The sequence below is a fragment of the Pedobacter sp. B4-66 genome, assembly GCF_018492665.1.
Taxonomy (GTDB): domain Bacteria; phylum Bacteroidota; class Bacteroidia; order Sphingobacteriales; family Sphingobacteriaceae; genus Pedobacter.
Map to the genome: position 1 here is coordinate 369,556 of NZ_JAFVME010000001.1, position 14,993 is coordinate 384,548.

The following is a 14,993-nucleotide window of genomic DNA, read 5'->3' on the forward strand; positions in this document are numbered from 1 at the left end:
CTTAATTTCCTTTGTTTTCAGTCATTTTTATGAAGCTTTCGCTATCCACCAGATAAGCAGCATTTTTACTTACCTGCCAGCTACTGATGTCTTCTTTAATCTGGATCATTCCGGCAATGGTAATACCCGATTTTACTATTTTAGGGATCACAACATTGCCTTCTTTTTTAAAAACCACGGTTTTATTACCCAGAGATACCGCAGCCGATTCTGGCAACCACCATGAAGCGGATAGCAACACCGGAATTCTGGCAGTAAGTAACTCACCTACTCTAAAATTCGGTTTGTTCAGGTAAATGCGCGCAATGGTAAAATTTACTCCATCTTTAAAAACAGGCTGTATCATACCAATGCTGGCCGATTGAATGGTAGTTTTATCGGCAGTTTTATAGAATGCAAACTTATCGCCCCGTGCTATAAGCGAGGCCAAAGCAGGTTTTAAAGAGAATTCGGCAATTAGTTGACTTGCATTGTAGATGGTGAAAAGCGATTGTCCGGCGCTTACGTATTGTCCTGGCCTTAGTAATACCGGTGAATTAACAGGCACGGCACTCACTGGTACGGCTGAAGACGAGCTTCCGCCACCTCCCATACTGCTCATTCCATCTCCACCAGATGATGGCGCAGGTGTAGCAGTGGCAACAGGTGCGGCGGCAGCAGATTTTTCGAGGATATACCCATCCGCATTGCTATATACCGGAATGCGGTAATTTATTTTTCCGGTTCTTAATAACTTGCTGACATCTGAAGCGCTCATTCCCAACAAGATTAGTCGTTGTTTAGCCCCCTGAAGCATATTTTGGTCTGTTCCAGTGCCTTTAAGGAATAGTAATTCCTGTTGTGCAGCGGCCAGATCTGGAGAATAAACCTCCATTATCAGTTGTCCTTTTTTAACTGGCTGATAATTGTATTTAATGAGCAAACGCTCTATTCTTCCGCTTACTCTGCTGGCCACACTATTCTGATTCCTTGTATCGTAATTGATAATACCTTGCGCCTCTTCTGTGAATATTTTTGTGCCATATTCTGCCTTAATTACAGGCAGTGTAGATACCACCTGCTCGTTTGAAGGCTTTAACAAATGCGAAAGATTGCTGTCAATATTTACAACACCCGGATCATCATGATTGGCGTGTTTATTGTCCTTTTCTCTGTTACAAGAGCTAAATACCAATACGCCGATCAGTACCAGAGCTACCAATGCGTAGGTCTGCAGCTTAGCGATATAGTTCTTTCTCATAATCAGCTATCATTAAATAAAGTTTCAATTTCTCATCCAAAACACTGGTTTGCATCATGGTTAGCGCTTCCCATGAATCAATTACTTCTGGCAGTTCCATTTTATTCTCACGGTAATTCAAAAAGTTAACGTCAAGCGTTTTTTGAAGTGTTGGAATAATCTTACTTTCCATGGCATCTATACGTTTTTGCATCGATTGAATTTCGAACTGCATACCGTAAAGCATTCCTTGAGTTTCCTGCAACATTGCCGCTTTCTCTTTGCCCATAGCCTGCACTTCGTACTCCATCCCTTTTACTTCTGATTTATACATTTTTGAAGACCAGGGAGCAATTGGAATACTTATCATGCCCATTACACTGAAAGCCTTCGGCATCATCTTAGTTAAAGGCGACATGTGGTCGAACCGCAGCTTAAAATCAGGTCTGCTTTGCTTTTTCATCGCCTCAATGTTCAATTGCATCGATTGGATGTTGTAATCCATTTTCTTGATGTCGTTTCTGGCCATTGCCAAACTACCGGTATCAATAGCGGATGCTTGTACAAATTTTGGCTGATAAGTGGTATCAATGGTTATGTCTGCATTTCCCGGCTGATTCATTAAACTGTTTAGCCATGCTCTGGATTTGGCGATATCGCCTTCCTGCATACGGATCATGTTTTTGTTTTCTTCCAGTTTTGCAGTGGTTTTGTATACGCTACCCAATTTGGACTGATTGAATGGATACCTGATCTCTTCGATCTTTTTCATGGTTTCCATAATCTTCTCGTTCTTCTGCAATACCTCTATTTTTTGCGTTGCAACCAACCAACCAAAATACAGGCGTTTTGCTTGTGTTTTGTATTCGTTTAAGGTAACACCGCGAGTTTCGTTCTCTGCCTTACCTTTCGATTCGATATAGCGTTTGTTGGCATTCAGCTTAGCCATGTTTGGAATATCCTGCTCCAACTGTATCATTACAGATCCTTTATCCCTATCGTCCATAAGCACCTGGCCGGGATAAGGCGTCATAAACGTACCCACACCAACCATTGGTGCCATCCATGCTGTTGCTGCTTTTGCGGTGTGTTTATAGCTTTCGGCCTTTAAACCATACGATTGCAATAGCAGGTTGTTTTTATCTATACGGTGCAAAATCGTATCTAACGATAGTACCTCTTTTTGCTGTGCTGTTGTATAAAATGGCAGCAACAACAATACCCATGTTAATTTCTTAATGATGTACATCGTGAACCTCCAATTTTCCATATTTCCTCAATTCATATTCTTTGGACATTAAAAAGATGAGTGGTGTAACCAGCAAGATGTGTGTAGATGAGGTTAGCACCCCGCCTATCATAGGCAGTACTATTGGCTGCATTACATCAACTCCTACTCCACTAGCCCATAATACTGGTACCAATCCAAATAGCGACACACAAACGGTCATCAGTTTTGGCCTTAACCTTTTTGCTGCACCATGAATTACATACTCCCTAAGGTCTTCTTTAGTAATTGTCTCGCTTGAATTCCCTTTTAGTTTAATCAGTTGTTGCATACCATCATTGAGGTAAATGACCATCACAATTCCGGTTTCTACGGCAATCCCGAACAGGGCAATGAAGCCTACGGCTACCCCAACTGAGAGGTTAACTCCCCAGAAATAAATCATGTACGCTCCTCCAATTAAGGCAAAAGGCACCGTGATTAGACTTAAAAATGCCTCTCTGATGGAGCGAAATGCAAAGTAAAGAGAGAAGAATATGATTACTAAAACCACCGGAGCAATCCACATTAGGGTTTGCTTACCTCTAATCAGGTTTTCGTACTGACCACTCCATTCCAGGAAATAACCTTCAGGAAGTACACCTTTCTCTTTATTCAGTTTCTCCATTGCATCCTTAACCGTGCTGCCTAAATCTCTATCGCGGACGTTAAACATTACAGCGCCACGCAGAATCGCATTGTCAGAGCTGATCATTGGTGGTCCATCTTCAAACTTTACATCAGCTACTGCTGACAAAGGAACCTCACCAAATGAAGCCGATTGAATAGGGATTCTTTGAATACGTTCTACACTGTTACGGTACTCTTGAGCCAAACGTACGCTGATAGAAAAGCGCTGTCTGCCCTCAATGGTATTACCAATTGTTGCACCGCCCAGGGCGCTTTCTACAACCTGATTAACATCGTCTACATTTAAGCCATATCTGGCCAGTTCTTCTCTTTTTACATCAATAGATAGGTATTTACCACCTGTAATAGGCTCTACAAATAGGTCGCTTACGCCAGGGGTACCTTCTAGTGCTGCTTTTACTTTTTCTGATACCGAGGCAATGGTATCCAGGTTTTGTCCGAAAACTTTTATACCTACATCGGTACGGATACCGGTAGCCAACATGTTAATTCTATTGATGATCGGTTGAGTCCACCCGTTTACTACACCCGGAATTTGAAGTTTGGCATCTAGCTCTGTTACTATGTCTTTTTTGGTGATGCCTTTTCTCCATTCGCTTTTCGGTTTCAGGGTAATGATGGTTTCGATCATACTGATCGGCGAGTTATCTGTAGCGGTATTTGCTCTACCCGCTTTTCCTAGCACCTTATCTACTTCAGGTACCGATTTAATAATCTTGTCCTGCACCTGTAGTATCCTCTTTGCTTCTGCATTAGAAACATCGGGTAAGGTTACGGGCATAAACAAAATACTCTGCTCGTCTAATGGAGGTATAAACTCCGTACCCAGATTTTTAAGCAATGGTATGGTGATCAGCAATGCGATGATATTAATAGCAATTGTTGTTTTTCTCCATTTTAAAACCGTTCTGATAATCGGCTCATAGACCTTTTCTAGCACCCTGTTTACAGGATTTGCATTATCAGGTTTGAATTTCCCTTTCATAAAGAAAGAGATAAGTACCGGGGCTAGTGTAATCACCAACAAAGCATCAACAATCATGATGAATGTTTTGGTGTAAGCCAGTGGGTGAAATAATTTACCTTCCTGTCCGGTTAACATAAATACCGGTAAAAAAGAGGTAATGATAATTACCGTTGCAAAGAACACGCCTCTTGATACCTGTTTGCTGGATTTAGTGATCACCGCTAGACGATCTTCTTCGCTAATCCAATCCGGAGATTTGCGAAATATATTTTTGAACCAGTTCATCATGATGTTGTCGTTTTATTTTGATCCTTTTCCCATTCCTCATATCGCTCTGCCAAATGCTTGTAAGCATTTTCACTCATGATAATTCCATTATCAACAATTACCCCGATGGCCAGTGCGATACCGGTTAGTGACATAATGTTTGATGAAATATCGAAGGCATTGAGCAGGATGAAACTTGCTGCAATGGTAATAGGGATTTGTATAATGATACTTAATGCACTGCGCCAATGGAACAAAAACACGAATACAATTAGGGAGACTACGATCATCTCCTCAATCAGCGTGTTTTTTATAGAGTCAACAGATTCTTTGATCAGTTCTCCTCTATCGTAAACGATATCAAATTTTACACCTTTAGGTAGTCCTTTTGATACTTCCTTCATCTTTTCTTTTACACGATCGATTACTTCTGCCGCGTTTTCGCCGTAACGCATTACCACAATACCACCTGCGCGTTCACCTTTACCATCCTGATCGAATATACCTAGCCTGGTTTCTCCTGTCATCTGGACAGTGGCCAGATCGGATACCTTTATCGGTGTACCATTCTGATTTTTTACAGGGATATTAGAAATTTCTTCTATTGATTTAAGGTAGCCTGAGGTTTTAATGATATATCCCATGTCGCTCATCTCGAACTTTCGTCCGCCCGACTCGTTATTGTTACTCCTAACCGCAGCAATTACCTGTGGTACACTGAGTTTATAATACAACAACTTGTTTGGATCTATTGAGATTTGGTATTGTTTCTGGAATCCACCAAATGAAGCGATTTCACTCACTCCGGGGACTGTTTGCAAGGCAAACTTTACATACCAATCCTGTATTGCCCGCTGCTCTCCCAAGTCCATTTCAGGAGCATCTAATGTGTACCACAATACGTGACCTACACCTGTTCCATCTGGTCCCAATTGCGGAGAGACACCTTCAGGCAGGGTTCTGGAAATGGTACTGATCCGTTCCAAAACACGTTCTCTGGCCCAATATACATCTACATCATCTTCAAAAATTACGTAAATAAAACTCATCCCAAACATGGAAGAACCTCTTACATACTTAATTTTAGGAATACCTTGCAGATTGGTTACCAGCGGATAAGTTACCTGATCTTCTATCAATTGTGGCGATCTGCCCATCCACTCTGTAAATACAATCACCTGATTTTCTGAAAGATCAGGGATTGCATCTATAGGATTCTTTTGTACAGAGAATACTCCCCATATAAATAATCCGGCAGAAAGTACCAGCACAATAAATCTATTGCGCATCGACCATTCTATAATTTTATGTACCATTTATAATAACCCTCTTTCTTTTAGTTATTTTTTGTCTGTACTGTCTTTATCGTATTGGCAGCATGAAGGTAGTTTGCTATAGTTTTCGTCTTTGGCTTTTACCTTTTGGGTATCGTGCCCTACAGCGGCAACTTTTTGTTGAATGGTTTCGTTTGAAATCTTTTTACTATCATAGTTTACGGTTAATACTTTCGATTTCACATCCCATACAGCAGTTTTAACACCTTCAACTTTTAGGGCAGTTTCGATGCGTTTTTTACACATTCCACAGTTTCCTGATACATTGATTTTTTCAGTTTTAGATTGTGCGAATACAGCACTACCAAGGAAAGTCAAGCCGACTACCAAAAGAGATCTTAATGAGTTCATCTTAATAAGTTTTGAAGAAAATGATGTAAATAAAAATTGGGGGTTACAACAATGTTGCAACCAGGGCACGAATGTGCCAGGCATTAGAAAAGAAAGAGGGTATTATATTCTGTAGGTACAGTTTTTTAGGTAGACAGGCAATGCTTGTCCATCGGGTGGGGCATTACTTAATGCTTCCCTTACTATTTTTACAGGCACTGGCGCCTGATAATTAACGAATAATTCTGGTAATATAATTGCCGTAGATGACTGATCGAATTTATAAACCGTTTGGTTTACTTTCTGAGAACTCTCGACCTTTACTTGTTGCTTAACATCTTTACAGCATGATTTCTTTTTAGATTCTGCCATAGGCATTTTACAGAAATCACATAGCTTGCCAGATTGTTTTGTCATGCTCCAGCTTACCAGCTTGTCCATGCAATAATGAAAGTGCACAGCTGCCCCACTGGATACACCCAGGTAGAAAATGGCAAGTATGGTGAGCAGTGTTCTTTTCATTATGGGTCAAAGATTGAAAAAAGAACGGAGAAACATTTATATAATTCCGTTCTTTTTTTATATCACAATTTAATTACAGTGTGTAGCATAAGTTGGTGAGCCGATCTGATCTGCAATAATTAATTAATTAATGCTTTTTTCAAAAATAGAATTAGAACACTCATCAACCAAACGAAGTATAGAATAATAGTTCTGTCCTACTGCATCAGACAATGCGATTTCACAAGTTTTGGAGGAGGAGTAATAGCCATCATATTTGATTTCTTTAACTTCTTCCACTTCCTTTTTTGTTGCCGCCGCTGTAAGTTCGGGATAAAGAAAGCCTCTGTCGCCAGCCATGCCGCAGCATCCGGCAAATAATGGTTGAGTAACCTGTTCCGCAAAATGATTGGCAATGCTATTAAATTTTTGTTGCACGCCATCCATTTTCTGAATCGAACATACAGGATGCAAAACAATGTTTTCTTTTTTCTTCGAAATCTTAACTTTTGGTATGACATAATCAGCGATGTACTCAATGCTATCGATAATTTTTAGTGCATCAAATCTGATTTTGTTTTCGGCCGTTAATGAGTTACGACAATTCAAAAGAGTTTGTGTACAGGAACTAATGTCAAGCACTATGGGAAAGCGTCCTCGCTTGGTGGATTCCCATAATTTAGAAATAGTTTCATTAGCGGTATGACCAAAAGCTGCTGTAAACCCTTTGGAAGAGAAAATCTGTCCGCAGCAATGCCGTTCTATTTCAGATGGAAGAATTACTTGAATATTTGCTTTTGCCGAAACATCAATCAATGTTTGCATTACACCTTTGTCATTTTTCTGTGGATCTCCTATTACTCTTGAAATGCATGCCGGAAAATAAACAATTGCTTCCTGCTCATGTTTAAAATTTTCATCAGACAAAATTAAAGGCTTTCCAGCAGCTAATTGAGCAGACCACAATGGAAAAGAAGGAAATAGCTTTTTTATTGTTTTGGTTAGCTTCGACATCGTATGCGGGCCAAAGACTTTGTTCAACAAACCACCACTTATTAAAGCTAATTTCACAATTTTAGATACCAGTTTGAAATTTTTGGCCACCAACATGGCTAACTTATTGGCACCAACGGAGTGATTTTCTTTTCTGAGGCGTTTAACCAGATCACCTGTATTGATATCAACCGGACAAGCAGTGGCACATAAACCATCTACAGCACAGGTATCCAATCCTTGATATTGATATTGTGCTAAGAGTGTTTGGTACTCCTTTTTATTTCCGTTTTTGCTAAGATTTAAAAGTTCACGTCTGACAACAATTCGTTTACGCGGGGTAAGCGTAATATTTCTACTGGGGCACATATGCTCGCAAAACCCACATTCCATACACCTGTCCACCTCTTCTTCTACTGTTGGAAGTTCCTTCAAATATGAAATGTGTGCATTCTGATCAGCATTGATAATGACTCCGGGATTAAGTAAGTTATATGGGTCTACCATCTCTTTAATAGACTTCATGATATGGTATATTTCAGCTCCCCACTCCTTTTCTACAAAAGGTGCCATATTACGTCCTGTACCGTGCTCCGCTTTTAAAGCCCCATCATACTTGTCTACCACGAGATTAACTACTTCGTTCAGAAACAGATTATAACGGGTTATTTCGGTCTCCGTATCAAATGCCTGTGTAATTACAAAATGTATATTACCATCCTTGGCATGCCCAAAAATTATAGCATGTTTATAGCCATGTTTTTTAAAAAGTCCCTGCAAATCGGCTATGGCATCGGCAAGATGCACAATAGGAAAAGCTACATCTTCAAGGATGACTGAAGTGCCGCTAGCCCGTACCGCACCTACAGCCGGAAACATACCTTTGCGCACTTTCCATAATAATGCCTGCTCCGCAACAACAGTTGTAAATTCAGGAACATTTAAAAGCATTAGCTCATCAGCTGTTGCCAAAAAAGCATCAATCTGTAATTTCAGTTCTCTTTGGTCTTTACCTTGATATTCAACTAATAAAGCAGCAGCGGTTTCTGGTAAAGTTTTAATAATTTCGGGCATTCCCTTTATATGTTCTACCGACCGAAGTGAAGCTCTGTCCATTAATTCAACTGCAGCTGCTCCCGACTCCTTTAAAGGGATAATAGCTTTACAGGCAGCATAGATATCGGGAAAATACAACATAGTAGTTGATTTTTCGGGATGATCCGGAATCGTTTCCATTACTGCTTCAGCAATAAAGGCGAGTGTACCTTCTGCTCCTACAAGCAAATGCGCCAGAATATCAAGAGGTTCTTCGTAATCAATAAATGCATTTACACCGTAACCTACCGTATTTTTAGTTTGATATTTCTTTCTAATCCTTTCAAAAACCTCCGGTTGATTTAAAATCTCCGTCCTGATTGCTGCCAAATGCAGATAAAGCGCTTCATACTCCTGTTTAAAACGAATATAATCAAACTGACACTCAGTACTATAAACTTTACCATCAGGCAAGATAAACCTGATATATTTTATGGTATGATAGGAATTATGGGATACTCCACAGCACATCCCACTTGCATTATTGGAAATAATACCACCCATCATTGCAGAGTTGATACTGGCAGGATCAGGGCCGATCTTTCTGGCATTCTTTTTAAGATGAGTATTTACCATGGCGCCAATAGCACCAGGCTGTACCCGAACTAAACTTCCTTCTTCTTCAACTTTTATCCGGTCCCAGTGTTGGCTCAAATCTACCAGTATGCCATCCGTAATTGACTGTCCTGATAAACTTGTTCCAGCTGCACGAAAAACTAGCGGAACGTGCCTTTTTCTTGCAAATTCAAATAAATTAATAATCTCATCTTCTGAAACAGGTAATACTACAGCCAATGGCCTGAGGTAATAGAAGCCCGCATCGGAAGCATAGGCCACCAGGTCTATTAAGCTTGCCTTTATTCTTGATTCAGGAAAGATTTCTTCCAGTTCTTTCACAATTTTTTCTTGATGCATTACTTGTTTCATACGTAAACCGGCTCAGTTCTGAACCCGTAAGTTTTTGATAACAACAGACATTCCTCAGCCTGCATTATACTATCAGAAGAGGTTGCAGCAAATAAACTCGACGCCGCAGCACATACGCCAAGTTCAAGGCAGTATTCCATTTCGTGATCGTTGTGCAGTCCCATCAGTACACCGGCGGCAAAAGCATCGCCGGCGCCAACAGCTCCCTCAATTTTATTACAAGGCAAATTAATACTATGCTGAAATAGCTGTTTTCCCTCTTTATTAATCGCAATAGCTCCAAGTGGAAAATGAAGAATTACCCATTTATTTACACCCATTTCGATAATCTTAGCCGCAGCTTTATAACAATTATCCAGCAAGGTTGCTCCGACATCAGAAATAGTTTCTATTCCCGTAATCATTCCCGCTTCAAATTCATTTACAAAAAGATAGTCTATGTAAGGTAGCGAAGGTGTTATCACCTTTTTAAATCTGTTCGATTTTTCACTTACAATATCCGCTGAAGTAATAAATCCATTTTCCTTTGCCTGTTTCAAAACCTTAGACGCTCCAGTTAATCCATCTTCATCAATAAGGTCGAGCTGATCTAGCAATAGTAAATAGCCCAGATGGAACATTTTCGCGGAAGAAACAGCGAAATTGAAATCATCGGTTCCCAGCAATGCATTTGCACCCCGCTGATGAAAAAATGTTCTCTTTCCGGTTGATTTTACAGTCATCACATCTGTATAAGAGGTGAAAGTGCCCGCTTTTTTACGGATATGTGTAGTATCAATACCAAGGTTTAAACATTCCCTGATAATGCCGGAGCCGCGCTCATCATCACCAACAAGACCGAGACCTTGTAAAGGGAAATCTGCTTTTAGCTTCACAAGCCCTTTTAATACGTTATAAGCTGATCCGCCATTGCTGCTATACTCTTCTAAAATATTCACCAGTTTTTCTTCTTCCGGAAAAACGTCGATCACTTTTACCTGATCAATGATCCAGTTTCCACCAACTAATATTCCCTTTTTCATGATTATTTGTCGCTTATCAATTTTACAGCCGCAACTTCATCTTCAACAATATCTGAGAAACGGCCTATATTTTGGTCTGAAAAAAAGTTATCGTTATGGTCATCGTTAGCGGTTGACACCTCACCAATAATACAGGATTCGGAAGCAGGATAAAACTGATGCCAGATACCAGGCTCAATCGTTACACGTTCACCGGCATTCAATGTAACCTTATCTCCCGAAACTATCGCAGTGTATTCTCCGTTTATCTTTGTGTTAATTTGAGTCTGAATTATGGTTTTAGAAGGATCATCGGCCCAAAGCTGCACCATCAGCACCCCCGACCTGCAAATAATATCTTCCTTCTTTTTTTTATGGGTATGAGATGGTGTAACCTGATTTTTGACTGCATACATCAGCTTTTCACAATATTCTTGTTCCTCGGCCAGATTCACAAGAACCAGCCCAGATTTGAAAAAATCATTAAGACCGAAGTCGGTAACATCCCATTTTGGGGCAGGCGGAAGTGTCCAGCCATTTTCATTAAAACACGTTGTTGCTGTCGAAATTATGCTGTTTATCTCTGATCTTTTCATACGGTTTGGTTCTGATGATAATAAACATTTTCTACAGTATGTTTGGCAAAAGATTTCAATGCTGCATTAAATACATAATGACTATCTACTGCTTCCTGAGGCATTACACAACCAAATCTATCATTTAAAACGCCGGCTCTCTCAGCAACATATGCAGCAAGCATCTGCATAAAGCAATCCGGGAATCCGGGTTCAAAAATCCCCCCGGTTATAGTTGAAAAAGGCATTCCTTTAAAACCTAGGTCTGTTCTTTGCCATAATTGTTCCTTTTCGCAAGAGAATGTCCACAGTGCTTTTGTATCCTTGGTACTATATTTAACCCCTCCTTTTGTACCCAACACTTCAATATACCATGTATTTGTCTCTCCAGGAGCAATGCGTTTCATTTCCAGCGTCATAGGTACTTCTTCAGCACCTATCTCAACCTGAGTATTTAAAATAGCATTGTTCCATGTATCGCATACTGCTCTTCCACCCTTTCCATCAGGTCTTTCCGTTATGATCTTTTGCAGTTGGGCATATAAGCGTTTCGGCTTCCATCCCAGCCTTAAAGGTACATGTAACACATGCATACCCAAGTCGCCCATTACTCCTATTTCGCCACAAAACTGCGTTTGTCTTTTCCAGTTGATTGGCTTATTAGGATCCAGGTCACTTGAATGCAAAAAGCCTGCTTTAATTTCTATGATTTGTCCGAGTCTGCCAGAAATCACTTCTTCAATAACCCTTTGCGGGCCCGGCAAAAATGGCATTTCCGAGCTACAACGTACAAAACGACCTAATCTATCTGCCGCCTCTTTTATCTCTAAAGCGGCTTGTAAGTCTATTCCAAAAGGTTTTTCGCCCAAAAGATCTTTACCTGCTTCAAGTACTTCCAGATAGTATTTTTGATGCAAGTTATGCGGTAAAGCTACATAAACCACATCTACCGATGGATGTGCAAGTAATTCCTTATAATCCGTTGTGATCAATTCTACTGAAGGAACTGCCTCATACCATGAGAGTACCTCAGGATTCAAATCACAAACAGCTGTTAAAGCTACCTGAACCGGAAAATCGTTTAATGCAAACCATCTTCCAAAGGCACTGGCGGCCTCCTTCCCCATTAGTCCACCACCGATTATCCCTATATTTACTTTCTTCATTTATATTTGGTTGTTTAATTATTGAGCGATTAAATCTGTTGCTTTTATCAGGTGCATGACATCAACAGGACGAGCTCCTTCATGTACAATAGCCATTAATGCTTTAGTCATACCTGCTGGATTTGCATGTTGTATCACATTTCTCCCATACACAATTCCTTTTACTCCTTGCTGCATCAATCCAAAAGTTCTTTCCAGAATTTCTTCATCCGTAGCTTTCCCTCCACCTCTTACCAGAACAGGAATGTTTCCGGCAATTTCCACTATTCTATGATACTGATAAATATCGTCTGTAGGATCAGCCTTAATAATATCAGCGCCTAATTCCACACCTTGTCTCACCAATGGAATAATCTTTTCCGGATCACCATTTACCATATACCCCCCTGCTTCACTATTCGGCCTGAACACCAATGGCTCAATCATTAATGGCATAGCATACTGCTCACAAACCGGTTTTATCTTTAAAATATTCTGGATACACTGATCAGTTACTTCGGGCTCTCCGGGGATACTGAAAAGATTAACAACTACGCAGGTAGCATCTAGTCGTACTGCCTGTTCAACCGGATTTTCTATCATCCTGCTGAATAAAGTACGAGGAAGTTCTTTTCCATAAACATTAGCAACATCGGTTCTTAAAACCAATGAAGGTTTTTCTCTACCAGGTATGGATTGCAAATACTGAGCTTGTCCTATTGTTAGCTGTATGGCATCTGGAGCTGCTTGAACCAGAACCTCTACTGCCTTCTGTATATTTTCTATTCCGCTTAAAAAAGGGTATTCGTTAAAAAAGCCGTGGTCAATGGCAACGTCGAAACAGTTGCCCGATTTGCTATTAAACAGTCTATTTAATTTGTAAGTTTTCATACGTTAAAGGTATCATTTTTTCTACAACTTGTATACACAAGTAAATAAATTAAAAACTAATTTGAATAATGATTTTTGAACATATTAAAGAACAGATACGGATCTGTTACTTCAATATCTAAATCAGGGCGTTTCTTTTTAAGAACCTCAATTGCATCAATTACCTGACCTGGACTGGTCCATACAATCCTGAAAAAATGGAATCCCGGTTTATTTGTCCCCGACGAAACCGGGATCGCATCAGACATTTCCTTAGCTGTTTGTTCTTCATTTGAAAAATTACATGCAGAATTAATTAATTCCATAACGGGCATACCTTTCCATACCTGTGGTTTAGGCAGCTTACCTCCATCTTTATGCATATCTATTACAATGGTAGCGAACCCGTCTGGAGAAAATTGAGTAAAAGCATCTTTCACATCCGCAGTTGGCTCATCAAAATCAAGAACCATCGGCGAGAGCGTCATATCAAGTTTTTCATAAAATCGTTTATTGTGTCCTATAAAAAGTGGAAGATATTTTTTTTTGATTTGATTAGGGTTCATATATCCCGCAGCACTGGCATCAGCAGCGAAGTAGTCATTTTTTGATTTTGACCTATAAATATGCTGTATAATATCTGGGAATGTTTCAACCAAATTCGGGTTAATTCCCCAAAGAAGTGGAATAGTGCCTCTTCTTTTATCGTCCCAATGCTTTGGCATAAAATCATAAAGAGGAGTTGCAGAGTCATAATCGGCCATCAGAATACAGATATAGGTTTTATTCTCTGGCTTATGAAAAACAGCAGGTTTTTCCTGCTTTACAGCCGTAAATGGCGCCTGACTGTGAACAGATTGGTTATAACAGCTACTAGCAACCGTATTTTGATAACAATTATATGGAGAAATTATATGAACAGTTTCCCATTCTGTAGGAACCGGCTCATGTTTACTTTTGTTGCCAGGAACATTGCTGTATTTAGAAAACGCGAAGAAACCGGCAACTTCGGTCATCTTTTTCCCTGCAGTTTGTTTTAAAATTTCCTTTAACATTACTTTATAGGTTTTAAGATCTGTACCCATCTTTTGGCCAGGATCATCTGATGGGATCTCATCCCCCCAAGGCGACAAATCGTAAACAAACGAACGGTTCTTTACGGCCCAATCTCTTGTGATTACATATCCCACATCTCCTTTAGATCGTGTAGTAAAACTATCTTCGTACAAGCACAGCAAATGACTGGAGCATAACCCTTTATTAAGATACTCACGTACAGCCCATCGGTAAGCATCATTTTTTTTACTCCCCGTTTCTTTCCCTGTAAACATTCCCCGGAGATCTTTGATGATGGGCATATTCCATTTTGACTGATATTTCTCTGCAAATTCAGGGCTAAGAACAATTCCATCTTCAATACCGGCAATAGTAGTTGCTACATTTATTGAAGCCGGCACCTGGGGATCCCAAATAATTACGCCCTTTATACGTTTACCTGCAAACTTAACCAAAGCATCCAAATCTGCTATATCCCGGGTTTTCCTACCTGCAAGCCATCCATTTTCAGCTGAAAAAATATCAAGCCAGTATTCTGGTCTTTTATAGCTGTCAGACAAAACATATAAACTCGGTTCTTTTCTGTTTACTATACCTTGAATGCACGCAACCAGCATTGTTTCATCATAAGAAGTTTTTGAAGCCTCTTTTGAAAGCTTATAAGTATAGAGCAGATTTGATTCTGTTGCGATTTTTGCGTCCGAACCTATAGCTATAAATATTAACAAAACAGGGACTACATATTTAACGAGATTGCAAATTCTGTGGTTAATTTTCATAATTTAATGTTTATAC

The 14,993-nt window shown here is 39.8% G+C and carries 12 protein-coding genes; all 12 read right to left on the reverse strand.

Going from position 1 to position 14,993, the window contains the following annotated elements:
* Position 1: 1 nt before the first annotated feature.
* The 12 genes from J1905_RS01520 to J1905_RS01575 all read right to left on the reverse strand — a co-directional run bounded on the left by J1905_RS01520 (position 2) and on the right by J1905_RS01575 (position 14,977).
* Positions 2 to 1,240 (reverse strand): efflux RND transporter periplasmic adaptor subunit, encoded by a 1,239-nt coding sequence (locus tag J1905_RS01520; RefSeq protein WP_214225418.1) that lies wholly within the window; start codon positions 1,238 to 1,240, stop codon positions 2 to 4.
* Positions 1,218 to 2,489 carry a TolC family protein gene (locus tag J1905_RS01525; protein ID WP_250317959.1) on the reverse strand — a complete coding sequence of 424 codons (1,272 nt, stop codon included), beginning with the start codon at positions 2,487 to 2,489 and terminating at the stop codon, positions 1,218 to 1,220. Before J1905_RS01525 ends, J1905_RS01520 begins: the two co-directional genes overlap by 23 nt.
* Positions 2,455 to 4,392 carry an efflux RND transporter permease subunit gene (locus J1905_RS01530; protein ID WP_214225419.1) on the reverse strand — a complete coding sequence of 646 codons (1,938 nt, stop codon included), beginning with the start codon at positions 4,390 to 4,392 and terminating at the stop codon, positions 2,455 to 2,457. The genes J1905_RS01525 and J1905_RS01530 overlap by 35 nt, the downstream gene beginning before the upstream one ends.
* Positions 4,389 to 5,687: an efflux RND transporter permease subunit gene (locus J1905_RS01535; protein ID WP_173092471.1), complete on the reverse strand. Its 1,299-nt coding sequence runs from the start codon at positions 5,685 to 5,687 to the stop codon at positions 4,389 to 4,391. The genes J1905_RS01530 and J1905_RS01535 overlap by 4 nt, the downstream gene beginning before the upstream one ends.
* Before the next feature lie 24 nt (positions 5,688 to 5,711).
* Positions 5,712 to 6,056 carry a heavy-metal-associated domain-containing protein gene (locus J1905_RS01540; RefSeq protein ID WP_214225420.1) on the reverse strand — a complete coding sequence of 115 codons (345 nt, stop codon included), beginning with the start codon at positions 6,054 to 6,056 and terminating at the stop codon, positions 5,712 to 5,714.
* Positions 6,057 to 6,158: 102 nt separating this feature from the next.
* Positions 6,159 to 6,557 carry an HYC_CC_PP family protein gene (locus J1905_RS01545; RefSeq protein ID WP_214225421.1) on the reverse strand — a complete coding sequence of 133 codons (399 nt, stop codon included), beginning with the start codon at positions 6,555 to 6,557 and terminating at the stop codon, positions 6,159 to 6,161.
* 123 nt (positions 6,558 to 6,680) lie between these two features.
* On the reverse strand, positions 6,681 to 9,551 hold the full coding sequence (locus J1905_RS01550; protein ID WP_250317960.1) for an FAD-binding and (Fe-S)-binding domain-containing protein: 2,871 nt from the start codon (positions 9,549 to 9,551) through the stop codon (positions 6,681 to 6,683).
* Positions 9,548 to 10,573: a carbohydrate kinase family protein gene (locus tag J1905_RS01555; RefSeq protein ID WP_214225422.1), complete on the reverse strand. Its 1,026-nt coding sequence runs from the start codon at positions 10,571 to 10,573 to the stop codon at positions 9,548 to 9,550. Before J1905_RS01555 ends, J1905_RS01550 begins: the two co-directional genes overlap by 4 nt.
* A 2-nt stretch (positions 10,574 to 10,575) precedes the next feature.
* Positions 10,576 to 11,148 (reverse strand): D-lyxose/D-mannose family sugar isomerase, encoded by a 573-nt coding sequence (locus J1905_RS01560; protein WP_214225423.1) that lies wholly within the window; start codon positions 11,146 to 11,148, stop codon positions 10,576 to 10,578.
* Positions 11,145 to 12,293 (reverse strand): Gfo/Idh/MocA family protein, encoded by a 1,149-nt coding sequence (locus J1905_RS01565; RefSeq protein ID WP_214225424.1) that lies wholly within the window; start codon positions 12,291 to 12,293, stop codon positions 11,145 to 11,147. The genes J1905_RS01560 and J1905_RS01565 overlap by 4 nt, the downstream gene beginning before the upstream one ends.
* A gap of 18 nt (positions 12,294 to 12,311) precedes the next feature.
* Complete coding sequence (locus J1905_RS01570; RefSeq protein ID WP_214225425.1) at positions 12,312 to 13,163, reverse strand: class I fructose-bisphosphate aldolase; 852 nt, start codon at positions 13,161 to 13,163, stop codon at positions 12,312 to 12,314.
* Between the two features lie 56 nt (positions 13,164 to 13,219).
* Complete coding sequence (locus tag J1905_RS01575; RefSeq protein ID WP_214225426.1) at positions 13,220 to 14,977, reverse strand: GxGYxYP domain-containing protein; 1,758 nt, start codon at positions 14,975 to 14,977, stop codon at positions 13,220 to 13,222.
* Between the last annotated feature and the right edge of the window lie 16 nt (positions 14,978 to 14,993).

What these genes read in the sequence shown, in the direction of transcription:
- J1905_RS01535 (WP_173092471.1), bottom strand. Translation starts at nt 5,687, where the DNA reads ATGGTACATAAAATTATAGAATGGTCGATGCGCAATAGATTTATTGTG.
- J1905_RS01545 (WP_214225421.1), bottom strand. Translation starts at nt 6,557, where the DNA reads ATGAAAAGAACACTGCTCACCATACTTGCCATTTTCTACCTGGGTGTA.
- J1905_RS01570 (WP_214225425.1), bottom strand. Translation starts at nt 13,163, where the DNA reads ATGAAAACTTACAAATTAAATAGACTGTTTAATAGCAAATCGGGCAAC.
- J1905_RS01540 (WP_214225420.1), bottom strand. Translation starts at nt 6,056, where the DNA reads ATGAACTCATTAAGATCTCTTTTGGTAGTCGGCTTGACTTTCCTTGGT.
- J1905_RS01560 (WP_214225423.1), bottom strand. Translation starts at nt 11,148, where the DNA reads ATGAAAAGATCAGAGATAAACAGCATAATTTCGACAGCAACAACGTGT.
- J1905_RS01530 (WP_214225419.1), bottom strand. Translation starts at nt 4,392, where the DNA reads ATGATGAACTGGTTCAAAAATATATTTCGCAAATCTCCGGATTGGATT.
- J1905_RS01525 (WP_250317959.1), bottom strand. Translation starts at nt 2,489, where the DNA reads ATGGAAAATTGGAGGTTCACGATGTACATCATTAAGAAATTAACATGG.
- J1905_RS01555 (WP_214225422.1), bottom strand. Translation starts at nt 10,573, where the DNA reads ATGAAAAAGGGAATATTAGTTGGTGGAAACTGGATCATTGATCAGGTA.
- J1905_RS01575 (WP_214225426.1), bottom strand. Translation starts at nt 14,977, where the DNA reads ATGAAAATTAACCACAGAATTTGCAATCTCGTTAAATATGTAGTCCCT.
- J1905_RS01550 (WP_250317960.1), bottom strand. Translation starts at nt 9,551, where the DNA reads ATGAAACAAGTAATGCATCAAGAAAAAATTGTGAAAGAACTGGAAGAA.
- J1905_RS01520 (WP_214225418.1), bottom strand. Translation starts at nt 1,240, where the DNA reads ATGAGAAAGAACTATATCGCTAAGCTGCAGACCTACGCATTGGTAGCT.
- J1905_RS01565 (WP_214225424.1), bottom strand. Translation starts at nt 12,293, where the DNA reads ATGAAGAAAGTAAATATAGGGATAATCGGTGGTGGACTAATGGGGAAG.